Annotated in this window: 24 protein-coding genes and 2 pseudogenes; 6 read left to right on the plus strand and 20 right to left on the minus strand. The window is 69.2% G+C overall.

The genetic code is table 11. The features are described from left to right. Positions 1 to 405 precede the first annotated feature (405 nt). The gene (locus ACZ69Q_RS30140) at positions 406 to 993 is read right to left on the minus strand and encodes a TetR/AcrR family transcriptional regulator (RefSeq protein WP_471047608.1); all 588 of its coding nucleotides are present in this window, start codon (positions 991 to 993) and stop codon (positions 406 to 408) included. Positions 994 to 1669: 676 nt separating this feature from the next. Between ACZ69Q_RS30140 and ACZ69Q_RS30145 the strand changes: the two genes are divergently transcribed. Next, positions 1670 to 1993, plus strand: coding sequence for a helix-turn-helix domain-containing protein (locus ACZ69Q_RS30145; RefSeq protein WP_471047611.1), 324 nt, complete (start codon positions 1670 to 1672; stop codon positions 1991 to 1993). A gap of 51 nt (positions 1994 to 2044) precedes the next feature. On the opposite strand, the pseudogene ACZ69Q_RS30150 reads toward ACZ69Q_RS30145, so the two are convergent. From ACZ69Q_RS30150 to ACZ69Q_RS30165, 4 genes and pseudogenes are all read right to left on the minus strand, one after another. Further along, positions 2045 to 2808 (minus strand): annotated as a pseudogene (locus tag ACZ69Q_RS30150) (3'-5' exonuclease); the annotation flags it as partial. A gap of 25 nt (positions 2809 to 2833) precedes the next feature. Further along, on the minus strand, positions 2834 to 3268 hold the full coding sequence (locus tag ACZ69Q_RS30155) for a DUF2267 domain-containing protein (protein ID WP_471047614.1): 435 nt from the start codon (positions 3266 to 3268) through the stop codon (positions 2834 to 2836). Positions 3269 to 3335: 67 nt separating this feature from the next. Then, positions 3336 to 3731, minus strand: coding sequence for a DUF2267 domain-containing protein (locus tag ACZ69Q_RS30160; RefSeq protein WP_471047617.1), 396 nt, complete (start codon positions 3729 to 3731; stop codon positions 3336 to 3338). Positions 3732 to 3832: 101 nt separating this feature from the next. Continuing rightward, entirely contained in the window at positions 3833 to 4264 is a 432-nt protein-coding gene (locus tag ACZ69Q_RS30165) for an Hsp20/alpha crystallin family protein (protein ID WP_365791599.1), read from the minus strand. Between the two features lie 126 nt (positions 4265 to 4390). On the opposite strand from ACZ69Q_RS30165, the gene ACZ69Q_RS30170 reads away from it, so the two are divergent. Beyond that, positions 4391 to 5023: a type III effector protein gene (locus ACZ69Q_RS30170; protein WP_471047620.1), complete on the plus strand. Its 633-nt coding sequence runs from the start codon at positions 4391 to 4393 to the stop codon at positions 5021 to 5023. A 342-nt stretch (positions 5024 to 5365) separates the two neighbouring features. Continuing rightward, positions 5366 to 5650, plus strand: a complete 285-nt coding sequence (locus tag ACZ69Q_RS30175) for a CorA family divalent cation transporter (RefSeq protein WP_471048248.1) — start codon at positions 5366 to 5368, stop codon at positions 5648 to 5650. A gap of 318 nt (positions 5651 to 5968) precedes the next feature. On the opposite strand, the gene ACZ69Q_RS30180 is transcribed toward ACZ69Q_RS30175, so the two are convergent. The 3 genes from ACZ69Q_RS30180 to ACZ69Q_RS30190 all read right to left on the minus strand — a co-directional run bounded on the left by ACZ69Q_RS30180 (position 5969) and on the right by ACZ69Q_RS30190 (position 7975). After that, the gene (locus tag ACZ69Q_RS30180) at positions 5969 to 6736 is read right to left on the minus strand and encodes an SDR family NAD(P)-dependent oxidoreductase (protein WP_471047623.1); all 768 of its coding nucleotides are present in this window, start codon (positions 6734 to 6736) and stop codon (positions 5969 to 5971) included. Between the two features lie 29 nt (positions 6737 to 6765). Next, positions 6766 to 7113 (minus strand): cyclophilin-like fold protein, encoded by a 348-nt coding sequence (locus ACZ69Q_RS30185; protein WP_471047625.1) that lies wholly within the window; start codon positions 7111 to 7113, stop codon positions 6766 to 6768. Positions 7114 to 7309: 196 nt separating this feature from the next. Beyond that, positions 7310 to 7975, minus strand: a complete 666-nt coding sequence (locus tag ACZ69Q_RS30190; RefSeq protein WP_471047628.1) for an SDR family NAD(P)-dependent oxidoreductase — start codon at positions 7973 to 7975, stop codon at positions 7310 to 7312. A gap of 197 nt (positions 7976 to 8172) precedes the next feature. On the opposite strand from ACZ69Q_RS30190, the gene ACZ69Q_RS30195 reads away from it, so the two are divergent. Beyond that, entirely contained in the window at positions 8173 to 9054 is an 882-nt protein-coding gene (locus ACZ69Q_RS30195; protein ID WP_471047630.1) for a helix-turn-helix domain-containing protein, read from the plus strand. Positions 9055 to 9145: 91 nt separating this feature from the next. On the opposite strand, the gene ACZ69Q_RS30200 is transcribed toward ACZ69Q_RS30195, so the two are convergent. Continuing rightward, positions 9146 to 10219 (minus strand): aldo/keto reductase, encoded by a 1074-nt coding sequence (locus tag ACZ69Q_RS30200; RefSeq protein ID WP_471047632.1) that lies wholly within the window; start codon positions 10217 to 10219, stop codon positions 9146 to 9148. 52 nt (positions 10220 to 10271) lie between these two features. On the opposite strand from ACZ69Q_RS30200, the gene ACZ69Q_RS30205 reads away from it, so the two are divergent. After that, a complete protein-coding gene (locus tag ACZ69Q_RS30205; RefSeq protein WP_471047636.1) occupies positions 10272 to 10859 on the plus strand; it encodes a TetR/AcrR family transcriptional regulator in 588 nt (195 codons plus the stop codon). Positions 10860 to 11106: 247 nt separating this feature from the next. Here ACZ69Q_RS30205 and ACZ69Q_RS30210 read toward each other — a convergent pair whose 3' ends face one another. The 4 genes from ACZ69Q_RS30210 to ACZ69Q_RS30225 form a co-directional block, all read right to left on the minus strand. Next, on the minus strand, positions 11107 to 12261 hold the full coding sequence (locus tag ACZ69Q_RS30210) for an XdhC family protein (protein WP_471047637.1): 1155 nt from the start codon (positions 12259 to 12261) through the stop codon (positions 11107 to 11109). 157 nt (positions 12262 to 12418) lie between these two features. Beyond that, on the minus strand, positions 12419 to 14611 hold the full coding sequence (locus tag ACZ69Q_RS30215) for a xanthine dehydrogenase family protein molybdopterin-binding subunit (protein ID WP_471047640.1): 2193 nt from the start codon (positions 14609 to 14611) through the stop codon (positions 12419 to 12421). Beyond that, positions 14608 to 15588, minus strand: a complete 981-nt coding sequence (locus ACZ69Q_RS30220) for an FAD binding domain-containing protein (protein ID WP_471047643.1) — start codon at positions 15586 to 15588, stop codon at positions 14608 to 14610. Before ACZ69Q_RS30220 ends, ACZ69Q_RS30215 begins: the two co-directional genes overlap by 4 nt. Positions 15589 to 15598: 10 nt before the next feature. Next, complete coding sequence (locus ACZ69Q_RS30225; RefSeq protein ID WP_471047645.1) at positions 15599 to 16237, minus strand: (2Fe-2S)-binding protein; 639 nt, start codon at positions 16235 to 16237, stop codon at positions 15599 to 15601. A 503-nt stretch (positions 16238 to 16740) separates the two neighbouring features. Here ACZ69Q_RS30225 and ACZ69Q_RS30230 point away from each other — a divergent pair. Beyond that, positions 16741 to 17169 carry a hypothetical protein gene (locus ACZ69Q_RS30230; protein ID WP_471047648.1) on the plus strand — a complete coding sequence of 143 codons (429 nt, stop codon included), beginning with the start codon at positions 16741 to 16743 and terminating at the stop codon, positions 17167 to 17169. Here ACZ69Q_RS30230 and ACZ69Q_RS30235 read toward each other — a convergent pair. From ACZ69Q_RS30235 to ACZ69Q_RS30265, 7 genes and pseudogenes are all read right to left on the minus strand, one after another. Then, complete coding sequence (locus tag ACZ69Q_RS30235) at positions 17147 to 18568, minus strand: MFS transporter (protein ID WP_471047650.1); 1422 nt, start codon at positions 18566 to 18568, stop codon at positions 17147 to 17149. The two genes, ACZ69Q_RS30230 and ACZ69Q_RS30235, sit on opposite strands and share 23 nt — an antisense overlap. A gap of 255 nt (positions 18569 to 18823) precedes the next feature. Further along, complete coding sequence (locus ACZ69Q_RS30240; protein ID WP_471047653.1) at positions 18824 to 19693, minus strand: helix-turn-helix transcriptional regulator; 870 nt, start codon at positions 19691 to 19693, stop codon at positions 18824 to 18826. A 93-nt stretch (positions 19694 to 19786) separates the two neighbouring features. Continuing rightward, a complete protein-coding gene (locus ACZ69Q_RS30245; protein ID WP_266421262.1) occupies positions 19787 to 20125 on the minus strand; it encodes a MoaF-related domain-containing protein in 339 nt (112 codons plus the stop codon). Positions 20126 to 20160: 35 nt separating this feature from the next. Further along, entirely contained in the window at positions 20161 to 20862 is a 702-nt protein-coding gene (locus tag ACZ69Q_RS30250) for a type 1 glutamine amidotransferase domain-containing protein (RefSeq protein ID WP_471047657.1), read from the minus strand. Between the two features lie 29 nt (positions 20863 to 20891). Next, a complete protein-coding gene (locus tag ACZ69Q_RS30255) occupies positions 20892 to 21281 on the minus strand; it encodes a nuclear transport factor 2 family protein (protein ID WP_471047660.1) in 390 nt (129 codons plus the stop codon). Between the two features lie 36 nt (positions 21282 to 21317). Next, positions 21318 to 21917 (minus strand): flavodoxin family protein, encoded by a 600-nt coding sequence (locus ACZ69Q_RS30260; protein WP_471047663.1) that lies wholly within the window; start codon positions 21915 to 21917, stop codon positions 21318 to 21320. A 132-nt stretch (positions 21918 to 22049) separates the two neighbouring features. Further along, positions 22050 to 22885 (minus strand): annotated as a pseudogene (locus tag ACZ69Q_RS30265) (MmyB family transcriptional regulator). Positions 22886 to 22983 lie beyond the last annotated feature (98 nt).

Genomic DNA, 22983 nt, shown 5'->3' on the forward strand with positions numbered 1-22983 from the left:
GTGATCGGCGACTGGCTGCACCGGCAGCAGCTGTCTGCCGCCGTGCCGCCTGCACAGGGAGCCGCCGCCTCCTGATGCGCTGGCGCCGCCACAGAAAAAGAAGGGGGCATGGACGCTGGCCATTGCAGTGTTCCTCTGCGGGCGCCCCGGCCAACCCGAGGCCGACCTTCTGCACCTCAAGTCCACCCTCTTGACGAAGGAGTCCTTCGAGCCGCGATCCTGAGCCGTCGTCACTGCCAGGCGGGTGCGGTCAGCAAGCCATGACGAGTGGCTCCTCGAGCCACGTCGGGCACCCTGCCACGGCCGAACTGTACAAGTGACGCAGCATTGCCTCAGCCGACGCTGCGCACTGGTCGCCGGGCCCGTTGTTCCGTACTGCAGCGCCGGCTACCCCGTCGCAGTGCCTCAATCACCCGTGCCGGCATCGCCGTTGCCCCTGTGGCCCAGTGCGCCAAGGCCCGCGGCAATCACCACATCGGTGCGCTCGGTCCACCTGGCCTCACGGTTCGCCATCATCGTGACGGTCACAGCACCGATCGCGGACACCACCCGCACATGCCGTTCCTCATCAGTCCAGACATCGGGATCGAAGGCTTCCATCAACATGCGCTGCGCCCCGGAGAGGCGCTGCATGATCTCGGGCTCTCGCGTCAGCCCGAAGGCGCCGACGATGAGCGCACCAGTCCCCGGCCACTCCTCGATCAGCTCGACCAGCGCACCGAGCAGGACGGCGTCCCGCTCGAGCCCGACCGGGAGGCCCTCACTCGCAGCCGCCACTCGTGCGGCATGTTCCTCCGCGCGAGCCACCACGGCGTCCTGGATCCGCTCCTTCGAGCCAAAGCGCTTCAGCACAGCCGCCTTGGAGTAGCCGGCACCGTCAGCGATCGCCTGCACGGGGCCCTGAGCGAACCCGTGCCGCGCAAAGACTAAGGCCGCCACGTCGATCAGGGCACGATCGATCTCCTCGCTGGTGGGCCTCACGGTTGGCTTCATGACCAAAGGTTACCGTTTCGGTCAGCAAGTGACCGAAACGGCGACACCGCCCTTCGTCCACCATCACGGTCCCCATCGGGGATGTCACGGACCAGGACGATCTCAAGCGCGCGATCCAAGCGAGCCACACGGTCATCTCCGCACCCGACCCCAGCAACAACTTCAAGTCCATCCCGGTCGCACGGAGCGCCGCCGCGCGCCTCCCGGCACTGCCCGAGCGGGCGCGACCCCGGAGGGCCCGCGGCAGCCGTAGGCGTCAGCGGACACGGCAACCGAGCACACCCTCCCCCCGATCTCGCCCACCACAGCGATCGCACGGCGGCCATCGCGGCTGACCAACCGGCGCCCTGGCACGTAGGCCGCCGTGCCGCTGCTCGGCCTGGCCCGGCCGGCCAGGGCCGCGGCCGGAAGGAAGGAAACCTCGCCGCGGAGGAGCGCTTCCCCGGAAGGGGCAGAACAACCGCATCCCCAGGTGCCTTCACTGTCGGCCGACACGCATTCGCCGCCCCGCTGCCGTCTCCCGCAAGCAGGTGCCGACAAATCAGCCGTACGAATAGCCAGCCCAAAGGGTGCTACATCAGTAGCATGGTGGGGGTGGCGCGCATCGGGAGGGTGTCTCAGCCACACTTGTCGGGTGCCTGGAGGAACGAGACGTGCGCAAAAGCCGAGAGACTACGTGGTCAGCGGTGGCTGGCCGCATGCCACGATGCAGCCGCACCGCGGCGCCCTCGTCGCCCAGGCCATCGCGCGCAGGCTCGCCGAGGCCATGCCGGATCAGCAGATGAGCGCGAACGCGCTGGCGCGCAAGAGCGGAGTCAATCGTCAGGTGATCGCGAACGTTCTCAACGGGACGGTGTGGCCGGACATGCTCACCGTGGTGGATCTGGAGGGCGCGCTGGGCGTCATGCTGTGGCCGGACCATCTGGAGTGGAAGATCCCCGTTACTGGTGCCGTGGCCGCCATGGGCGAACTGGTCATCGCAGCTGCACCTTCCTCGTAGATCTCGCGGCGAGGCGGCACAGCCAGGTTTTCGACAGGCCTGCAATACGCGTCAGGCGCCGTCGACAGGGGCTGGTTGGTTCTCAATCCATGCAAGCCCTCCGAGGTCCAGTTGGTGCCGGGCGCGAGTGACGGCGACGTAGGCGAGACGGGCGTCACTGTCGCTCACAGGTTCCGGGATCGAGTGGCCGCTGTCGTCCAATTGGCCGCTGTCCGGCGGCGGGGGAAAATCGTCAGCGATCCTGACCTTGAGCCACTCCCGGCCTTTTGCCCTGTGAGCGGTGGAGATCGTGACCTCGGCTTTGTCTTCACCGGTCAGCGCGTCGACAGCAGCAATAATGGCTTCGGGCCCGTGGGTGTCGACGAGCTCCACGAACGGCTGGAGATCGAGGCCTGCGGGATCGTATTCCGCGTACTCCTGCAGCTCCCCCATGAAGCGAAGAGAACCAGTTCGGGGTGGGATGTGCGCTGGCCCTCCTTGAGATCCCGGGCGGCGCGCGCCAGCGCAAGAAGTGTCTGCCCACCCCGGGCCAGAGCCACCCGACGGCCGCTTTCCAACTGCCTCATGACTTCGGTCATGGCGCCGATGTTGGTGCGGCACAGCACCGCGTCCGGACAGATGACCAAGCCGACCTTCGTTGGAATGGTGTCGGTGCCGGTCAGCCTGATCGGCGCGTCGGTGAGCGCGAGCCATCTGTTGGCCTGTTCGGCCAGGAGCGGGCCGAAGCGGAAGGAGCGGGTCAAGGTGAGGTGAGTGGCGTCGAAGCCCGTCATTACATCCCGGGCGCCTCGCCACCCGTAGATGATCTGCCGGGAGCGGGCTCCAGTGCTCGGGGGGGGACTACGCGGCGGGGGTAAGTTCGGCGCGGCCGAACAGCAGCGCGTAGCCGGAGGGAAGCCGGCGCAGGATGCGGGTGATCAGGTCGGGGCCGGCGCAGGCGGCGACGGCGGAGAGGACGGATCCGGTGTCCCAGCGGGTCGTGGCCTGGGAGGCGCCGGTGCGGGCTGCGAGGTCCTTGACGAACGCCCATCCGGTCAGCTGCTGGGAGTCGGGGATCTGGGCGGTGAGGATGCGTGCTGCTTCGAAGGGGAGGCGGGCGGCCAGTTCGGCGCGTTCGTCGCCGGCCAGCTGGCGTCCTAGTCCTGCGAGGACCAGGCGTACGGCTTCCTCGGCCTTCTCGCGGGTGGGGTAGGCGCCGTCGTAGCGGACCTTCTCCAGCATCTGCTCGTACGCCCTGTCGTAGGGGTGCTGGAACGGTGCGGATCGGTCGGACATCACTGCGGTGGTTGCCTTTCTCTCACCAGGGTCGTGGTGCCGGTGTGCGATCACCGGGGGTGGGTGGTCAAGTGGGCTGGAGGCGGCCGAAGAGCAGGTCGTGGCCCGCGGGTAGCTGGAGCAGGATCTGGCCCAGCAGATCGTCGCCGGCGGCGTCGGCGACCGTGCAGAGGACGGCGCTGACGTCCCAGGCGGCGGTCTGCTCGGTGGCGCCCTCGATCCAGGCCGCGGTTGCCCGTACGAACCGCTCCGGGGGCAGCGGCTCAGCGCTCTGCAACGGGTTGAGCAGGATCAGGGCGAAGCCTTCCGGCAGCCGCGCCGCCAGACTGGGCGCGTACCTCGCCGACCAGGTGTGCGCCCAGCAGGGCAAGCACCACACGGGCCGCGCGTTCAGCTTGCTGCTCGGTGCCGTGCTTCCGCGTTCCTTCACGCGGTCGAGGAATGCTTCCTGTCGCACAGTCACGTCCGACGCCACCCTTCCTCGGTCCCAGGGGCGCGGAGGACGGGCAAGAGGGGCGACCAGATACCCGTCCTCCGCCGCTGTCGAGCCCTTGTCCGTCCGGTTCAGCCGGAGATCTCCTTGCGGCCGGACCCGACGCCGATGGCGATCTTGCGGGGCTTGGCGCGCTCGGCGATCGGGATGCGCAGGGTGAGCACGCCCGCGTCGTAGTCGGCCTGGATGTGCTCGGTGTCCAGCGTGTCGGCCAGCACCAACTGGCGGGAGAAGACGCCCAGCGGCCGCTCCGACAGTTCCATCTGTACGTCGTCGGCCTTCGCCACCGGCCGGCGCTCGGCCTTGACGGTCAGCATGTTCCGTTCGACGTCGATGTCGATCGCGTCCGCGCTGACGCCGGGAACGTCGAAGGCCACCACGTACTGGTCACCCTCGCGATAGGCGTCCATGGGCATCGGGGACGGACGCGACCAGGTGCCGGGCCCCATCAGCTGCTGCGCCAGCCGGTCGAGCTCACGGAAGGGGTCAGTGCGCATCAACATCGGAAAACACCTCCAGAAGGTTCAGGCAGTGGGCTGCCAATGCGCCTCACTGAAACCGTTGTAACATGTCATCCAATGGATGACAAGCACGGCGTCGTCTGAAGGATGACAACTGAGGAGGTGCCCATGCCCCCGGCCGACCGGTCGGCTTCACCCCGCACCGATGCGAACGGTCCGGCGTCGTTCCTCGCCGCCGCGGCAGCCCTGGAGGCGATAGACGAAGCCCTGCGCGCCGCCCGGCACGAGGCCCCGGGCGCTCCCGAGGCTCACGAAGTCGGCACGGACCAGGCCCTGGCATCCCTCCTTCTGCTTCGGCAGGTGCGCGAGCGGCTCGCCGGATGGGAAACCGGCCTGATCGAGACCGCCCGGGACGCCGGAGCCAGTTGGGCCGACCTCGCTCACCCCCTCGGGGTCGCCAGTCGCCAAGCCGCCGAACGCCGCTACCTGCGCGGCCGCCCCGGCCCCGCCGGAACCACCGGCGAACAACGCGTCCAGGCCACCCGCGAACGCCGCGCCGCGGAACGCACAATCACCACCTGGGCCCGCCAAAACGCAGCAGACCTGCGCCGCATCGCCGGCCAGATCACCGCCCTCACCGACCTACCGGACGGTGCTCGTCTCCCCCTCAGCGAACTCCACGCCGCCCTCGCCCACGACGACCCCGCCGACCTCATCCAGCCCCTCCACGCCACCCGCCCCCACCTCGCCACCACCCACCCCGACCTCGCCGCACAACTCGACACCATCACACCCTGCTGAGCCCGCACGAGGAGCTGGCGAGCGGGGATCGCCATGGCCCGGCCTGACCGATGTCATGCACGCGGACGTTCCGGGAGAGTCGGCATTCCGCCGCGCCTGCGACAACAGCCGTAGAGGGCTGGGACCTCCAGCGATGGGCGACCGGAGTCGATCGCGAGACCGCTGGTAACCGGCGCCGGCCTGGCCGAGCTCCACGGCCACGGCCGGACCTTGAAGAGGTGGCCGAGGACACTCGAAAGGGGTGGCAGCGGCTACCTATGGCTTCCGCCCCACTATCGGCAGCAACCGCCTGTGATCATCGGGCTCATCGGAGCAGCTTCTCTGGCACGCCCCACCGACCACGTGGGGCCATTCCCTGGGGAGGCCCAGAAAGTCGGATCAGCCCGGACCAGAGACGTTCCCAGCAACATCGCCGCAGGTCAGCGCCACCAGGTGGACGACTTCAAGAAGATCTCGAGCCGGGCGGCGATTCTGTTTGCTCCGACGCTCGTTGGAACTATCTACGGCATGAACTTCGAGGACATGCCTGAGCTGGGTTGGAGCTTCGGATACCCCTTCGCGATCGGCTTGATGGGGGTAGTTTGTGTGAGTTTGTACGTGATTTTCAAGCGACGGGACTGGCTCTAGGATCCTGACGTGACGCTCAGTTCCCGTTCACACTTTGCTCTCACACCCTTTACGGATCGAGCCAAGAACGGCCGTGGGGAGTCCCTGGGGAGAAGCGATGGCAGGAAGGGACGGTGACGGCCGTGTCCTGTGGCTGAGAGTCCGTCCGTTCTCGCACTGCCCGCTACCAGGCATCCGCCGAGTACGCTCACGGCGCCGACCGACCTCGCGACGGCACGGACCCTGTCCTCGAAGATGGTGGACTCCTTCGCCGGCTGTTGATGTCTGATGCTGCCGTGAGGGCCGCCGTCCGTTGGGTGACGGCGGCCCCCCACTTCGTCATCGGGCGACGTAACCGCCGTCGACGGGGAGGGCGACGCCTACGACGAAACCGGCTCCCGGGCTGCACAGCCACACGACCGCCTGGGCGATCTCCTCGGCCGTACCGAGGCGGTTGATGGGCTGGTCGGCCTCGGCCTCGGCGCGGTCCAGCTCCCCCTTGGCGATCATGTCGCTGACCATCGGGGTGTCGATGGTGCCGGGGCAGACGGCGTTGATGCGGATGCCGCGCGGGGCGTACTCCAGGGCCGCGCTGGTGGTCAGGCCGATCACGCCGTGCTTGGAGGCGTGGTAGGAGGCACGACCGGGGAGGCCCACCAGGCCGCCGAGGGAGGAGCAGTTGACGATGGCGCCGCTGCCCTGGGCGCGCATGTGCCGCAGCTCGTGTTTCATGCAGGCCCACACGCCCCGGAGGTTGATGGCGTTGACGCGGTCGAACCGCTCGGCGGGTTCGTCGGCGGCGTCGCTGGCCGGGATCTGGATACCGGCGTTGTTGTAGGCCATGTCGAGGCGTCCGAAGGTCTCGACGGTCCGGTCGACCGCGGCCGCCACCTGGTCCTCGTCGCTGACGTCGCAGGTGAGGGCGAGTGCTCGGTGGCCGGAAGCGGTGAGTTCCTTGACGGCTGCGTTCAGGGCGGCTTCGTCGACGTCGGTGAGGGCGACGGCGGCCCCGGATTCGGCGAAGGCGCGGGCGGTCGCCAGGCCCATGCCGGAGCCGGCACCGGTGACGAGGGCGACCTGGCCGGTGAAGTCGTAGGTGGGGTTCACGTGTTTCCTCCCGTTGAGAGTGGGCCTGGTCAGGAGGCGGCTTCGATGGTGACCTCGGTGGCGGTGGCGAGGCGTTCGGTGTCGCCGTGCACGCTGCCGAGGATGATCAGGCCGGCGTCGCTGGAACCGCTGCCTCGGTAGAAGAGGGCCAGGTTGCCCCAGGGGGCGTAGTACGCCAGGTCACCGGGCTGGGCCTCGGAGGCGTCCGGGGCGCCGGAGGTGGACAGCCGACGGGGCAGGTCAGCGATCTTCTCGCTCTCGTGGAAGTCGCTCAGGTTCAGGGTGAGCGGGAGCAGGGCGGCGAAGTCGCGGGCCGTGGCGCTGTCGTTCAAGGTGACGTCGACCCGGTGGCCGTCGAGGGTGAGCCGGAGGTTCATGGCGGTGTCCTTGTCATCGGACGGTGCGGCTGGTGCCGTGGCCGTCGGCGTTCGCTGTGACGCGGAGGCGGAGGACGGGGAAGACGGGGGCAGGGGCGCCTCGTCGGTGCAGGCGGTCACTGCGAGCAGTAAGGCGGTCGGGACAGCGCGGGCGAGGCTGGAACGGGTGGTCGGGCTCACGGCATACCCCAGGGCGTCAGTCGGGCAGGGGCTCGGCGTAGTGGCGGAAGCCGTCGCGCTTGAGGTGGATGTCGTACAGGCGGCGGGCCAGCACCTCGGGGCTGCTGTGCTCGGCGTCGGGGCGGATGGCTCCGGGGATGATCAGCTGGGCGGTGTGGATGTTCTCGGGGGCGAGGGCGTTGTGGAGCATGTGGGCGTAAGCGCTCTCGGCGGCGAAGGCCATGGAGGTTCCGGCGACCTTCGGGTTGGGGCGTACGGCGCTGCCGCCGTTGACGAACAGCAGGGTGCCGCGGCCGAGTTCGCGCATGCCGGGCAGGACGGCGTTCACCGCGGTGACCGGGCCCTTGACGGAGAAGGCGAGCGGCGCGTCGAGGTCGTCGGCGCTCGTGTCGAGGACCGGCTTCATGAAGTCGGCGCGAGGGACGGGGCTGTACTGCAGGATCTCGATGAGCCCCAGGGCGGCTGCCGCCGCGTACAGGGCCGCGTCCAGTGACTCGATGTCGAGGACGTCGGCGGTGAAGCCCCGCGCCTGGATGCCGTCGCGGGCCAGCTCGGCGGTCAGTCCGTCCAGCTTTTCGGCGTTGCGGGAGATGAGGGCGACGGCGTGGCCGGCGGTTCCGAAGCGGCGGGCGGCGGCGAGCCCCAGGCCGGGGCCGGCGCCGACGAGGGCGAAGGTCGTCATGGTGAGTCCTTGTGGGTGGAGGGGCTTCGCTCAGGGTGGGAAGGATCTTGCGGGCACAGCGCTCGGGATCGCCGTGCAGGCTGCTCTATGTGGAGCCTCACACGCCGAGGCAAGAGGCGAAAAGCGGAGAAAGGCATCCGGGGAGGGAGATATCCGGGGAGGAAACTCTCCCTCCTTCCTCAGGTGCGTTCGGTGTCATGCTGAGCGGCATGACCGGCAATGTCCCCCTCAACGAGCTGGGAGAATTCCTCAAGAAGCGCCGCGCCGAGCTGAGCCCGCGCACCGTCGGCCTGCCCGACAACGGCGGCCCCCGCCGGGTCGCCGGGCTGCGCCGCGAAGAGGTCGCCCAGCTCGCCAGCATCAGCACCGACTACTACACGCGTCTCGAACAGGGCCGTATGCAGGCATCCGCGCCCGTGCTGGACGTCCTCGCCCGGGTGCTCCACCTCGACGACGACGAACGCGGTTATCTCTTCCAGCTCGCCGGGAAGATCACCACCCGCGCCCGCAGCCGGGGGCGGCAGAAGGTACAGCCGCAGTTGCAGCGGGTGCTGGACGATCTCACCGCCACCCCGGCCATCGTGCAGGGCCGGCGCGGGGACATCCTTGCCTGGAACGCGCCGGCGGCAGCGCTGGTCACCGACTTCTCCCGGATCCCGGAGAGGCACCGCAACTACCCGCGGATCAGCTTCACGGATCCGGCCATGCGCACCCTGTACGCCGACTGGGAGACCTCCGCACGGCTCGCCGTGGCGCAGCTGCGGATGGAAGCCGCGCAGTATCCCGAGGACCCCCGACTCATCGAGCTGGTCGGTGAACTGTCCCTGCGCGACAAGCAGTTCGCCCAGTGGTGGGGCGACCACCGCGTCGCGGCCCGCACGGTGGGCACGAAGACCCTCAACCACCCGGTGGTCGGCGAACTCGTCCTGGACTGGGACACGCTGACGGCCAACACCGACCCCGACCAGCACCTCACCGTCTGGACGGCCGCACCCGGCTCCCCCACCCACGAGCGGCTGCGCATCCTCGCCTCCTGGGCCGCCGACCAGAACCTGCCGGCCTCTCCTCCGCTCGCCTGACCGGTCGGGCCCCTACCCAGCACATCGTCGGCCACAACGAAGTCCCCGATGCCACGCACACCGACCCCGGCCCGCGCTGGGAGTGGGAACGCTACCTGCGCCTGGTGCGCGCCCCCCAGGTAATAGGCGCCCATTGCACACGACTTGAACGACGAGTGCGGGTTGCCTGCCCGCAGCGGTCGGCCGGGCTCCGGTGGGCGGGTGCGGGTGTCACATACCTCGTCCGCCGATACCTCCGTCGGGTGCGATCTCGTCGATGCGGGCGAGGTCGTCGGCGGTCAGCTTGAGGTCGGCGGCGGCGATGTTCTGCGCGACGCGATCGGGGTTGCGCGAGCCGGGGATCGGGACGATGCAGTCCTTCTACGCCAGCAGCCAGAGCCAGAGCCAGAGCCAGAGCCAGAGCCAGCTTCGACAGGCTGACGCCCTTGCTCTCCGCGAGCTTGGTGAGCTCGCTGACGATGGAGAGGTTCTGGTCGAAGTTCTCCGGGACCCAGGGAATCATCTGACGGAAGTCGCTCGCGTCGAAGTTCTCACGGGACTTGACCGCGCCACTGAGGAAACCGCGGGCGAGCGGAGAATAGGCGACCAGCCCGATGCCGAGCTCCTCCAGTACGGGGAAGAACTGCTCGGAGTCGTGGGCGAAGATCGAGTACTCGTGCTGCAGGACCGAGATCGGGTGCACCGCGTGGGCCCGACGGATGGCGTGGGTGTCGGTCTTGGACAGGCCTAGGTACTTGACCTTGCCGGCGTCGACGAACTCCTTCATCACGCCCACGACTTCCTCGATCGGGACGCTCGGGTCGGGGCCGTGCTGATAGAGCACGTCGATCACGTCGACGTTCAGGTTGCGGAGGCTGTTCTCGACGACCTCCCGGATGCGCTCCGGCTTCGAGTTCGGAGCGAAGGTCGGGGTGAGACCAAACTTCGTCGCGATCGTCACCTCGTCGCGGATCGGGGCCAGAGCGTTGCCCAGCAACTCCTCACCCTCTCCCCTGCCGTACATCTCCGCAGTGTCGAAGTGGGTCACTCCAAGCTCGTGAGCGCGGCGGATCGCGGCGATCGACCCGGTGTCCTCCGAGGGGCCGTAGCCGACGGCGGTACCCATCGCGCCGTAGCCGAGCTCGGAGACTGTCAGGCCCTGGCGGCCCAGATTGCGCCGCTGCATGATCTGTTCCTGTGAGTCACACCAAACGGTTCGGTTGGTTAAGCCGGGCCTCATGGCCTCCCGTAGCAGCGTCACCGATGCCACCAGTGACCGCATCATTTCCGCGGCCACCGCCGAATTCGCCCGTCACGGCATCGCGGGAGCGCGGGTCGAGCGGATCGCCAAGGCGGCGCGCACCAGCAAGGAACGCGTCTATGCGTACTTCCGCGGCAAGGAGGCGCTCTACCGGTTCGTCGCCGGCCGGGAGCTCGCGGCCATGGCCGAAGCGGTGCCCATGGATCCCACCGATCTTCCGGGCTACGCCGGCCGCATGCATGACCACGCCATCAGCCACCCCGAACGCCACCGGCTCATGATGTGGGGCCAGCTGGAGCTGCCGGCCGGGGAGGCTCCCTCCGACGACCCGGTCCAGAAGTCCCTGCGCCGCAAGATCGAGCTGGTACGCAAGGCGCAGGGGGCCGGCCACCTCGATCCCGCATGGGAGCCGGAGGACATCCTCGTGTTCGTCAGTCAGCTGGCTCTGTCGTGGGCCGGCGAGACCGACCTCGTTCCCCTCGGCGAGGAACGCGACGCCTTCCTGGCGGCCCGCCGGGCAGCCATCGTCGCCGCCGTCCAGCGCCTCTTCCCTGCGACGGCATGAGGCAACAGCAGGGACCCCACGATGATGGGTCACGGATTCGTCAGCCTGGGTGACGTCCTCGCGGTGCCGCAGCTCGGCCGATGCTACTGCCCGCTTCCCGCACCTCGTTCGAGGCCCCTTCGCGCCATGATGGCGCCGCGCCCGTCCGCACCGGCGTCACTTGCGGGAACACCTCAGATCGGTGGCCACTCGGCCGTAGAAGTCAATGAGCATGGGCTTCCCATTCCGCTCACGCCTTCAAAGGAACTCACAGGAGATCGCACACCGCATGAGTGTCTGAAGCCGCACCGGAAGCGCGGTGAATCGGGCCAGTGACCCGAGTCAGAGGCAGGCCGGTGCTCTGGTTGGCGTGGGCGATGATCTCGGCGGTGATGGAGATCGCCGTTTCTTCCGGTGTACGGGCACCGAGGTCGAGGCCGATCGGGGAGCGCAGCCGGGTCAACTGACTGTCGGTGAGCCCGACTTCGCGCAGGCGGCGCAGGCGTTCGTCGTGGGTGCGGCGGGAGCCCATGGCGCCGACGTAGCCGACGGGCAGGTCGAGGGCGAGCTGGAGCAGGGGGATGTCGAACTTGGCGTCGTGGGTCAGGACGCAGACGGCGGTCCGGGCGTCCAAGGCTGTCTGCGCCAGGTAGCGGTGGGGCCAGTCGACGACCACCTCGTCGGCGTGCGGGAAGCGGGCTTCGGTGGCGAAGACGGGGCGGGCGTCGCACACGGTGACGTGATAGCCGACGAAGCGGCCGGCCTGGGCGAGGGCGGCGGCGAAGTCGATGGCGCCGAAGATCAGCATGCGGGGGCGGGTGGCGGCCACGTGGACGAGGACGGTGAGCTGCTCGGGGCAGGTGTCGGCGTCTCCACCGAGCGAGACAAGTCCAGTGCATCCGCTGCGGAGTTGAGCGGTGGCCCGGTCTCCCACGGCCGGGCCGGTCGGCCCGTCGCCGAGCGTGCGGTCGGCGATCCAGTTTCTGTCGCCGAGCACGCTCAACGTGGCGCCGAGCAATCCCTCAGGCCCGTCCACGACTTGGGCGACGGCAGCGGGCCGTCCCTCGACCGCTTCGGCGAACGCGGCGCCGAGTTGCGGCTGGGCGGCGGGGTCGATGCGCTGGACGAGGACGTCGAGTTCGCCGCCACAGGTCAGCCCGACGGCGAAGGCGTCATCGTCGGAGTAGCCGAACCAGGCCCGCTGAGCCGGCCCTTGGTCCCGCAGCACCTGCCGGCACAGCTCGTACACCGCGCCCTCGACACAGCCGCCGGAGATGCTGCCGATGGCGGTGCCGTCCCCGTCCACCGCGACCGATGTACCGATGGGCAGGGGTGCGCTGCCGGTGACGTCGACGACGGTGGCGAGCGCGAAGGGGCGTTCCTCGCGGCACCAACGGTGCAGTGTGTCCGCGATGTTCAGCATGGGAGTCTCCAGGATCTCCAGAGCAGGCGGTCGCTGTCGCAGAAGGTGAGCGGGCCGCCGCCGCGTCAACGGGGGCGCATACGCGGCGGCGACCCTGGGAGGTCCGGCAGCCGTACGGGGGGTTCGGCTGCCGGACCCGTCTACGGAGGCGGAGCCGTCAGAGCAACGCCTCTGCAGTGATGGGCAGTTGACGGATCCGCCGGCCGGTGGCGTTGAAGACCGCGTTGCCGATCGCGGCCGCCACGCCCACCTGGACGACCTCGCCAAGTCCCTTGACGCCCAGCAGGTTGCCGGCATTGTCCTCGCCCTCCAGGTAGATCGCCTTGATCTCGGGGACGTCGGCGTTCACGGGCACGAGGTAGTCGGCGAGGCTGGAGTTCACGATCCGTCCGTCGCGGTGGTCGGTGACCGTGTGCTCCAGCAGCGCCTGGCCGATGCCGCCCACGATGCCGCCTATCGCCTGGCTGTCGGCGAGCTTGGGGCTGATGATCCGCCCCGCGTCGTACACGCCGAGCATCTTGCGCACCCGCACGAGCCCCAGGTCCGCGTCGACCGAGACCTCGGCGAAGGTCGCGCTGTAAGCGAAGTAGGCGGACCGGTCGGAGCCAGGCCCTTCGTAAGAGCCATTCGCTTCCAGATGGGAGTGGTCGTTGCGGGCCAGCAGGCTCTTGTACGTCTCACCGCGCGCCGTGTTGTTCCGGTCGTGCAGTCGGCCGTTGCGCACGACGACGTCGTCCGCGTTCACCCCGTACAGCGGCGACTCGCGGTCCTCCACGGCCAGCTTGATCGCCTGCTGGCGTACCTTGTTGCAGGCGTCGACGACGGCCGAGCCGACACTGGCCATGGTCGACGAACCGCCGTGCGGCGAGGTGAACGGATACTCCGAGTCCCCCAGCCGAAAGGTCACCGTGCGCATGGTCAACCCGAGGGCGTCGGCCGCGACCTGGGTCTGAGAGGTGTACGTGCCGGGCCCCATGTCGGTGGTGGCCGCCTCCACGACCGCCGTGCCGTCGGCATCCAGCCGAGCCCTGGCCTGCCCCGGATACCGCCCGCAGTCGTAGGCCCCGGCGGCCATGCCCAGGCCGATCAGCAGGTTCCCCTCCCGTGTGGAGCGCGGTTTGGGGTTGCGGCGGTCCCAGCCGAACTCGCGGGCGCCGACCGTGTAGCACTCGCTCAGCCGTCGGGAGGAGAACGGCTCGTTGGTCGACTCGTCCTCGGCCGGTTCGTTGCGCCGGCGCAGCTCGATCGGGTCGATGCCGAGCTCGGTGGCGAGCTCGTCCATGGCCGACTCGATCACGAACGACGCGGGGGCGAAGCCGGGCCCGCGCATCCAGATCGGGGTGTTCACGTCCAACGGCACCTGCCGGTACGCCTGGCGGACGTTGGGCATGCTGTACATCATCTGGCCCGTGCCCAGGACGGCCTCGAAGAAGGTCTCGTAGGACGAAGTCTCGTGGTCGATGTCGTGGATCGCGGCGTTCAGCTTGCCGCGCCGGTCGCTGCCGAGGCGCAGCCGGTACTCGTAGGCCGGCCGGAATCCGGTGCCGAAGTACATCTGCTTGCGCGACAGCACCAGCTTCACCGGGCGCCTCGTCACCCGCGCCGCCAGGGCAGCGACGATGGTGTGCGGCCAGCAGCGCAGTCCACTGCCGAAGCCACCGCCGACGAACGGATTGATGACCCGCACCGCGTCCGCCGGGAGGTCGAAGACCGCCGCGATCTCGTCGTGCGTGCCCATCACCCACTGCGTCTTGTCCCACACCGTGAGCCGATTGCCGTCCCAGCGGGCGACGGTGGCGTGCGGCTCCATCGGGTTGTGGTGGTTGCGCGCCAGTTCGTACTTCAGGTCCAGCCGTACGGCGGCGGAGCGCAGCCCTGCTTCCGCGTCCCCGCGCGCATAGGGCGTCGGCTCGCCCGGCTCGGCCTTGGCGATGTCGGTCGAGGGCTTCTCGGCGTCGTAGCGGACCTTGACCAGGCTCGCCCCGTGCTGGGCGGCCTCCAGGGTGGTGGCCACCACGACGGCAACCGGCTGGCCGTGGAAGAGCACCTGGTCGTCCTGGAAGACCCGCAGCCTGCGCCCTTGCGGGTTGTTGGATCCGGTGTTGTCGCGGTACGGCAGTTTCGGGGCATTGCCGTGATGGATCACCCGTAGCACGCCCGCGTGTTTCTCGGCGACGCGTGTGTCGATGGACCTGATGCGGCCGCGGCCGATGCTCGCGTCGACGATGACGGCGTGCACGACACCCTTGATGTCGTGCTCGGCGGCGTACTGCGCCGTACCGGTGACCTTGAGCCGGCCGTCCACGCGGGACAGCGGCGCACCTACGGCTGCCTGCGGCTGGGGGCTCATTCCATTTCTCCTACGGTGCGCAGCTGGCGTTCGACGGTTCGCTTCAGGAGCTCGACCTTGAACCGGTTGTGCTGGAGGGGGCGGGCGCCGTCGGCCGCGTGACTGGCGGCCTCGGCCCACAGTCGGTCCGAGCGGCGCTCGCCGATGAGGGCTCGCTCGACGGCGGACAGCTTCCACGGCACGGTGGCCACACCGCCGGCGGCGACCTTCGCCTCGCGGATCACGCCGCCTCTGATGTGCAGGGCCACAGCAGCCGAGGCGAGCCCGAACGAGTAGGACTGCCGGTCCCGGATCTTGAGGTAGGCCGACTTGAGCGGACGCGGGTACGCCGGGATCTCGACCGCCGTGATCAACTCGCCCTGCCGGATGTTCTGTTCGCGCTGCGGGGTGCTGCCGGGGCGGAGCAGGAAGTCGGCGAAGGGCAGGCTGCGCTCCTTGCCGTCCGGCGCCTGCAGGTGGACGGTCGCCTCCAGGGCGGTGAGGGCGACGGCGAAGTCGGAGGCGTGCACGGCCACGCAGTGATCGGAGCCGCCGAGGATCGCGTGGCCGCGGTTGTAGCCGTGCAGGGCGGCGCAACCGGAGCCGGGCTCGCGCTTGTTGCAGTCGGCCGTCACATCGCGGAAGTACGTGCAGCGGGTGCGCTGCATGATGTTGCCGCCGATGGTGGCCATGTTCCGCAGCTGGGCCGAGGCGCCCCGCAGGGCCTGGGCGGCCACCGGGTAGAGGGAGTTCAGCTTGGAGTCGGCGGTCACCACGGACATCAGGGCCAGCGCGCCGATGCGGATGCCCCCGCCCTTGGTGGCGGTGATCTCCCGCAGGGGCAGGGTGCTGATGTCGACCACCGTCTCGGGGGTTTCGACGGTCTCGCGCATCAGGTCGACCAGGGTGGTGCCGCCGGCGATGTAACGGCCGCCGCGTCGACCGGCGTCCAGGGCTTCCCGGACGCTGTTCGCACGGGTGTAGGCGAAGGGATACACGGGCCGCTCCTTACTTCCGGGCGGCGGTCTGCTCGACCGCGCGCACGATCTTGACGTAGCAGCCACAACGGCAGACGTTGCCGCTCATGTACTCCCGGATCTCCTCCGGCGAGTTGGTGTGGCCCTCCTGGATGCACGCGACGCCGGACATGATCTGGCCCGGGGTGCAGTACGCGCATTGGAAGGCGTCCTCGTCGATGAACGCCTGCTGCAGCGGGTGGAGTCGGTCGCCCTTGGCCAGGCCCTCGATGGTGGTGACCTCGGTGCCCTCCAGCCGTACGGCCAGCGTCAGGCAGGAGTTGACCCGCTGTCCGTCGACCAGCACCGTGCACGCTCCGCAGGCGCCGGCGTTGCAGCCCTTCTTGGCCCCGGTCAGGTCGAGGTGTTCGCGCAGCAGATCGAGGAGCGAGGTGCGGTTGTCCACCGTCACGGTCCGGCGGGTGCCGTTGACGGTCAGGGAGACCTGGCTGGAGGGCGCCGCTTCCGCGGCGGTGGCCTCCTCCGAGCCGGCGAGGAACGTCCCTCCGGCCACCACGGCACCGCCCACCAGGACACCGGTGGCGATGACGGTACGTCGGCTGGGCCCCGAGGGGGACTCACCCGATTCGGTCGAGGGTGGAACTGCGGATTCAGAGAGGTCAGCAGACATACGTACGCCTTCGCATCACGGACGGGACAGACGTGAACAACAGCGGGGCAGCAGGCGCGGGATCAACGCCGCCGCGAGGAAAGGGCGACCGCGCGCCTTGGCAGCGGCGGCCGATCACGCCGGAGTCTTGCATCACCGGCGACACTCGCGGCAGGGAGACTTTTATCCCCCCTTTGCCTTCTCGTGGTCTTGTCCATGAGAAGGAGACGGTGAGCGAACTGGATTCTTGAGGGCACGACGCAATACGCCCAGACCATGGCCCTACGCGGCTTCGTGGCGCTCGCCTTCGACCCGTCGTTCAACGGCTGCAGCGGCGGCGCGCCGCAGCACATCAGCTCGCCGGAGATCTTCTCTGAGGACTTCAGCGCGGCGGTCGACCACCTGGGCACGCGTGACTTCGTGGACCGGGAGCGCATCGGCGTGATCGGCATGTGCGGGAGCGGCGGGTTCGCGATCAGCGCGGCCAGGTCGACCGGTGTATCAAAGCGGTCGCGACGGCCGGCGTGTACGACATCGCGCGCACCTACCCCAAGGGCCACCGCGACTCGATCACGGCGGAGGACCGCATCCGTATCTTCGACGAGCTCGCCGAGCAGTGGCACGCGGACTTCGAGGCCGGGCATCCCGCACTGGCCCCGCGCGGAGCCCCGATCGGTTTCGACGAGAACACCGAGCCCGTCAGCCGCGAGTTCGGCGAGTTCTGCTCCACGCCGACGGGCTACCACCCCAACGCCATCACGCAGTTCACCCTGTCCAGCACCATGGCGTACATGAACTTCCCGCTGTTGACGCACATCGCGTCGATCTCGCCGCGGGCCCTGCTGTTCGTCGTGGGCGAGCACGCGCACTCGCGCTACTTCAGCGAGGATGCCTGCGAACTCGCCGCAGAACCGAAGGGTCTGTCGGGGCTCAGCGTCGCCGCAGTCGCATGACGGGGACCAGGTTCAGGAGCAGCCCGATCGAGGCGACGCCGGTGACCAGGTTCAGGCCGGGTCGGTAGGCGGTGAAGTCGGGGCCGCTGTCGCCTGCTTGGGCGATCACGGCGGTGAGTACGGCGAGGACGAGGGCGGCGCCGACCTGGCCGGAGGTCTGCACCAGGCCGGAGGCGAGGCCCTGTTCGGAGTCGTCGATGCCTTCGGTGGCCTGGGCCATGATGGCGCTGTAGCCGAACGCGAAGCCGCCGCCGAGGAGCAGCAGGGACGGGAGCATGGCGAGCAGGTAGTCGGGCGAGGAGCCGGCCGTGGCCAGGAACCAGACGTAGCCGAGGGTCAGCGAGGTCATCGAGGCGATGATCAGCGGTGCCGTGCCGAAGCGGTTGACGAGTCGGCCGGTGAGGGGCGAGCCGACGGCGACGATCAGGCCGACGGGCAGCAGCGCGAAGGCCATGCGCAGCGGCGACCAGCCGAGCCCGTCCTGCAGGAACAGCGTCATCATGAACTGGAAGCTGAGGTAGGAGCCCATCAGCGCGACGATGCTGAGGTTGGCCCGGACCGTGGTGGCCTTGCGCAGAATGCCGAAGCGGACCAGCGGATGCCGGACCCGCTGCTCGACCAGGACGAAGGCGAGCAGCAGCAGGGCGGCGACACCGAAGGCGACGAGCGTCGCCGCGGAGGTCCAGCCCGTCTGCGGGGCGGTGACCACGGCGTAGACCGCGAGCAGCATGCCTGCGGTGAGGGTGACCGCTCCCGCCGGGTCCTGGCCGCCGGTCTCGGTGCGGCGGTCGCGCGGAATCAGGATCAGGCCGACGACCAGCGCGAGCAGGGCGAGCGGGACCGGCATGAGGAAGGTCCAGCGCCAGCCGATCCCGGTGAGCAGGCCGCCCAGGATCAGGCCCGAGGAGTAGCCCAGGGCGCCGAAGAGGCTGAAGACCGACAGCGCCCGGTTGCGCTGCGGGCCCTCCGGGAACGTCGTGGTGAGGATCGACAGGCCGGCGGGCGCAGTGAAGGCGGCGGCCACACCCTTGACGAAGCGGGTGGCGATCAGCAGCGAGCCGTCGTCGACCAGACCGCCGAGCAGCGAGGCGGCGGCGAAGACGGCCAGCGCGACGAGGAAGACCCGCCGGCGCCCGAGCAGGTCGGCGGTGCGGCCGCCGAGCAGCATCAGTCCGCCGTAGCCGAGGACGTAGCCGTTGATGATCCACTGCAGTGAGCCGGTGGCCATGCCGAGGTCGTGGCCGATGGAGGGCAGGGCGACGCCGACCATCGAGACGTCGAGACCGTCGAGGAACAGCACGAGGCACAGCACGGCGAGGACGGCCCAGAGGCGGGCGGTCCAGCGCGGTTCGGGCACGACCGAGGGCGGCGTCCCGGGAAGGGACTGGGTCAGGGACATGGGGAGGTGGATCTCTTTCCTGGCGGATGAAGCAGGCAGGTCGGACGCCTCGGCGCTGAGGAACCGGTTCTGTCGGTGGGAAGAGGGCCGGACCGGGGGCGGGGACGCGCGGCGCGGTGGGCCTCGTGACGAGCGTGCCGGGAAAGCCGTACACGAAAAAGGGAGAGCTTCTTCCTAGGCGCGGGGCGCGTAGGAGGAAAGGCTCCCCCCTTTGAAGGGAATACCTCGGCGACGAAGGGAAGACCTGGGCGACGGTCAGGCGGAGCTGTCGCTGGTCGAGTGGCTCGGGTCCGCCGCCCAGGAGGCCAGCATGCGCAGGCTGTCATGCGTCGGGGTGCCGGATTCGGCGGTCCAGACGATGATCGCCAGGTCGGGGTCGGCGGCCCACGTGACGGCGTTCCAGTCGAGGTGCAGGTCGCCGACGACGGGGTGGCGCAGGTGCTTGGTCCCGGTGTCCCGGACGGCGACGTGGTGGGAGCCCCACCACTGGCGGAACTGCTCGTCCCGGACCGAGAGTTCGCCCACCAGGGCGGCGAGCTGCGTATCCCCGGGGTTGTTCGCGTTGTGCATCCGCATCTGGGCGATGGCCAGCCGGGTGACGCCCTCCCAGTCCGCGTACAGCTCACGCATCCTGGGGTCGGTGATGAGCAGCCTGATGTAGTAGCGCTGCTTCTCGGGGATCTTGCCGAAGTCGGTGATCAGGGCGGCGCCCATGGCGTTCCAGGCGACGATCTCGGTGCGCGGACCGATCACGAAGGCGGGGGTGTGCGCCATGTCGTCGAGCATGCGCTGCATCTGCGGCTGCGCCTTGAGGCGCGGCTGCCGACGGGGCGGGCGGAATTCGTCCTTGGCCGCCAGCTCGTACATGTAGGCGCGCTGGTCGTCGTCCAGGCGCAGCACCCGGGCCAGGGACTCCAGCACGGACGGCGACGGCTGGATACGGCCCTGTTCGAGGCGGGCGTAGTAGTCGGTGCTGATGGCCGCCAGTACGGCGACCTCCTCACGGCGCAGGCCCGCGACACGACGCGAGCCGCCGTCGGGCAGACCGACGGCGGCCGGATCGAGCTCGGCGCGGCGCGCCTTGAGGAATTCCCCCAGATCGTGGCGGTGAGGATCGCGGTTCATGCCATCACCCTGGCATCGGAAAGCGGTGTTGTCAGGGGGAGAGATTTGTCCCTGGAAGGGCTCACCGTCGAGAAGCCGCGCTGCCCTGCGGGATCAGCGGACGCGGGTCCACTTCCCGTGGAGCTGGACGAACTCACCCCCGATGACGGAGCTGGCCATGCAGGTGCCCTCGGTGTAGTCCTCGATGTGGGTGACGTGGTCGCCTGCGTCGGGCTCGGTCCAGCGGACGACGAACAGGCCGTCGCGGAGCTGGGTGGTGGTGTACTCCATCGTCTGCTTACGGCCCTTGATAGCGCCGCCCGTCACCTCGAAGCTGACCTGGGTCGCCGAGTCGAAGGTGATCTCCACGGTGAAGTGGCCGAGCGGGGTGTCCGGGCCGAGGTCCGCCAGCCAGGTCTGGCCCACGCTGGGGAGAGTCGCGTTGCTGTCCATCGGTACTACCTCTTTCTGTCGTACGGGGGGTGTCGTCAGCCGAGGGTCTTGACGACTTCCTGGGCGAGCGGGACGGCCGAGGCGGGGTTCTGGCCGGTGATGAGGTTGCGGTCCACCTCGAGGTGGGGGGCGAAGTTCGCCTCGCCCTTGTGGTAATCCGCGCCCACGTCCGAGACGAGACGGTCCTCCAGCAGCCACTTCGCCCGGTCGGCGAGGCCGTTCTGGATCTCCTCGGAGTTGGACAGGCCGGTCAGGCGGTAGCCGGAGAACGGGGACTTGCCGTCAGCGCCCAGGGTGGACAGCAGCGCGGCCGGGCCATGGCAGACCAGCGACACGATCTTGCCGGAGGCGAGCCAGCCGCTGAGGAGCCTGCCGGCCGCGGGGTCGTCCGAGAGGTCCTCCATCGGGCCCCAGCCGCCGGGAACGAACACGGCGTCGTAGTCGTCGATGTCCACGTCCTCGATGCGGACGGGGTTCGCCAGTTCGGTGGCCTCCTTGAGGGCGGTCCGCATCTGCTCGGCACCCTCCTCGCCGCCGTTGAAGTCCGGCGTCAGGCTGAGCGCGTCGGGGGTCGGCGGGACGCCGGCCGGGGTGGCTGCGGCGATCTCGTGGCCGGCCTCCTTGAAGACGCCGTAGGGGCCGATGGCCTCCTCGGCCCAGAAGCCGGCCGGCTGCTCGAACCCGTCGGCCAGGGTCCAATGGTCGGCAGCGGTGATGAGGAAGAGGATCTTCGCCATGAAGTGCTCCCTGGGATGAGCGCGGGCGGTCAGTTGTTCGCGGCCTGCCGGACCACGTGGCTGTCGGCGGCCTGGATCAGGTGGGTGAGCTTGCCGTCGCCGACCGTCCACAGGTGGATGAAGCGGGCGTCCGACTCCTCGCCGGACTTGGACACGGCGTGGTAGTGGCCGCGGACGAACACGTGCTCACCGGCGTCGTAGAACTCCTCGGCCACCGCGCCGAAGGAGGTGAAACGCGGCGCGAGCCGGCCGAAGAAGTCGCCGCCGGCGCTGGCCCAGGTCTTGTAGACACCGCCGTAGGGGAAGCCGGGGGTGATGTCCCAGACGATGTCGGGGTCGATGACCTCGGCGGCCACGTCCGGGGCCATGCCGGAGTCGTAGAGGCGGCGGACGAGAGCGAGGTTCGGGGAGTCGGACATGAGGGTGCTCCTTGGGGATCTACAGGGGGGCTTGTCTCAGGCGGCGAGGGCGGCGCGGCCGGCGCGGAAGAAGGCGGTCTGCTGCGCGACGCGGGCGCCGAGGCCCTCGGCGGTGACGATGTCCGACTTGTGGACGGCCTCCGGACCAGCGTCGGTCGGGGTCTGGGCACCCGCACCGACGAAGTAGCCCAGACGGTTGATGTCGTCCTCGCTGCCCTCGGTGGAGGCCCAGCCCGGCTGGACGCCGAGGCTGACCCAGTGCATGCCGTGCTGGGCGGCCATGGTGAAGAAGTAGCCCAGAGTCGAGGACTTGTCGCCGTTCTTGGCACCGGAGTTGGTGAAACCGGCGGCGATCTTGTCGACCCAGGTCTGGGTGAACCAGCGCTTGCTGCTCGCCTCGGCGAAGGTGTGGAAGGCGGCGGAGGCGGTGCCCATGTAGGTGGGGGCACCGAAGATGATGGCGTCGGCGGCGTCCAGCTGCGCCCACTGCTCGTCGGTGATCGTGTCCACGGGGATGGAGATCACCTCGGCACCGGCTTCGGCAGCACCGCGCGCCACGGCCTCGGCTATGACGGCGGTGTGGCCGTAGCCGGAATGGAAAGCGACGGCGACAGTGGGGCGGGAGGTGGAGGACATGGGGGTATTGCTCCTCGAAAAGGATCTCGAAAGGGATTGCGTGAATCGTGCTCTGGAAGCATGGCACGGAATTCAACGGCGAAGGTAGGAAGGATTTATCCCTGGCTTTACGCCGGGAATCACCTGCCGATTTTACGAATTCATGGCGGGAGTCGCCGCCCAGGAGGAAAGGAAGCGCAGGCCCTCGTATGTTCCCGAGTCGGGCTCGGCGCTCCAGACGATCAGCTGCTGATCGGGGTCGGCCACGCAGGTGAGGGCGTCCCAGACGAGGGAGAGTTCACCGGCGACCGGGTGTGCGAACACCTTTGTGCCGCCGGTCCGGGGCACCACAGGGCGGCCTCCCCACCACTGGCGGAACTGGTCGTCCTGCACCGACAGCCCACCGACGAGGCCGGCCAGTCTCCGGTCGTCGGGGCAGGCCGCGGCCTGCCGCCGAAGCACGGCCACGGCGTTGCGGGCAGAGTCCTCCCAGTCGCCGTACAGCGTTCTCATGGCCGGGTCGGTGAAGAGCTGCCGGACGTGGTTGCGCTGCTGCTGGGGGACCTTCGCGAAATCGGTGCCGAACAGAGCAGCGGCCATCGGGTTCCACGCCAGGATGTCCAGGTGCCGGCCCAGGATCACGCCGGGGGCCACGCTGAGCTCGTTCAGCACGGTACGCAGCCGGGGGTGCGCCTTCTGCGGGGCCCGGCGCCGCGCCCGATCGGCCTCCGGTCTTCCGGCCAGCTCGAACAGATGGTCCCGCTGGTCGTCAGTGAGGTGCAGGACGCGGAGGGAGCCATACGGCCCTGCTCCAGACGGGTGTAATAGTCGGTGCTGACGGCGGCCAGCACGGCCACCTCGTCCCGGCGCAGTCCGGCCACGCGGCGGCGTCGGTCGGTTTCGGGCAGACCGACCGTACGGGGGCCGAACTCGGCCCGACGGGCCTTCAGGAATTGACCCAGCTCCTTACGGTGCGCACTGCTGTTCATACTGGCCAGTCTGCGCCGTCCGCCACTCCGCTGGGTAGGATGGTTTTATCCCTGGATACATCTCTCCGGGGGTGGAATTCTCCTCTGTACGGGCCCTG

The sequence above is a fragment of the Streptomyces sp. NPDC036764 genome (assembly GCF_055609385.1).

Excerpts from the sequence above, each read along its gene's own strand:
- ACZ69Q_RS30140 (WP_471047608.1), bottom strand. The coding sequence starts at position 993 with ATGAAGCCAACCGTGAGGCCCACCAGCGAGGAGATCGATCGTGCCCTG.
- ACZ69Q_RS30155 (WP_471047614.1), bottom strand. The coding sequence starts at position 3,268 with ATGTCCGACCGATCCGCACCGTTCCAGCACCCCTACGACAGGGCGTAC.
- ACZ69Q_RS30165 (WP_365791599.1), bottom strand. The coding sequence starts at position 4,264 with ATGTTGATGCGCACTGACCCCTTCCGTGAGCTCGACCGGCTGGCGCAG.
- ACZ69Q_RS30170 (WP_471047620.1), top strand. The coding sequence starts at position 4,391 with ATGCCCCCGGCCGACCGGTCGGCTTCACCCCGCACCGATGCGAACGGT.
- ACZ69Q_RS30185 (WP_471047625.1), bottom strand. The coding sequence starts at position 7,113 with ATGAACCTCCGGCTCACCCTCGACGGCCACCGGGTCGACGTCACCTTG.
- ACZ69Q_RS30190 (WP_471047628.1), bottom strand. The coding sequence starts at position 7,975 with ATGACGACCTTCGCCCTCGTCGGCGCCGGCCCCGGCCTGGGGCTCGCC.
- ACZ69Q_RS30195 (WP_471047630.1), top strand. The coding sequence starts at position 8,173 with ATGCTGAGCGGCATGACCGGCAATGTCCCCCTCAACGAGCTGGGAGAA.
- ACZ69Q_RS30200 (WP_471047632.1), bottom strand. The coding sequence starts at position 10,219 with ATGCAGCGGCGCAATCTGGGCCGCCAGGGCCTGACAGTCTCCGAGCTC.
- ACZ69Q_RS30205 (WP_471047636.1), top strand. The coding sequence starts at position 10,272 with ATGGCCTCCCGTAGCAGCGTCACCGATGCCACCAGTGACCGCATCATT.
- ACZ69Q_RS30210 (WP_471047637.1), bottom strand. The coding sequence starts at position 12,261 with ATGCTGAACATCGCGGACACACTGCACCGTTGGTGCCGCGAGGAACGC.
- ACZ69Q_RS30215 (WP_471047640.1), bottom strand. The coding sequence starts at position 14,611 with ATGAGCCCCCAGCCGCAGGCAGCCGTAGGTGCGCCGCTGTCCCGCGTG.
- ACZ69Q_RS30225 (WP_471047645.1), bottom strand. The coding sequence starts at position 16,237 with ATGTCTGCTGACCTCTCTGAATCCGCAGTTCCACCCTCGACCGAATCG.
- ACZ69Q_RS30235 (WP_471047650.1), bottom strand. The coding sequence starts at position 18,568 with ATGTCCCTGACCCAGTCCCTTCCCGGGACGCCGCCCTCGGTCGTGCCC.
- ACZ69Q_RS30240 (WP_471047653.1), bottom strand. The coding sequence starts at position 19,693 with ATGAACCGCGATCCTCACCGCCACGATCTGGGGGAATTCCTCAAGGCG.
- ACZ69Q_RS30245 (WP_266421262.1), bottom strand. The coding sequence starts at position 20,125 with ATGGACAGCAACGCGACTCTCCCCAGCGTGGGCCAGACCTGGCTGGCG.
- ACZ69Q_RS30250 (WP_471047657.1), bottom strand. The coding sequence starts at position 20,862 with ATGGCGAAGATCCTCTTCCTCATCACCGCTGCCGACCATTGGACCCTG.
- ACZ69Q_RS30255 (WP_471047660.1), bottom strand. The coding sequence starts at position 21,281 with ATGTCCGACTCCCCGAACCTCGCTCTCGTCCGCCGCCTCTACGACTCC.
- ACZ69Q_RS30260 (WP_471047663.1), bottom strand. The coding sequence starts at position 21,917 with ATGTCCTCCACCTCCCGCCCCACTGTCGCCGTCGCTTTCCATTCCGGC.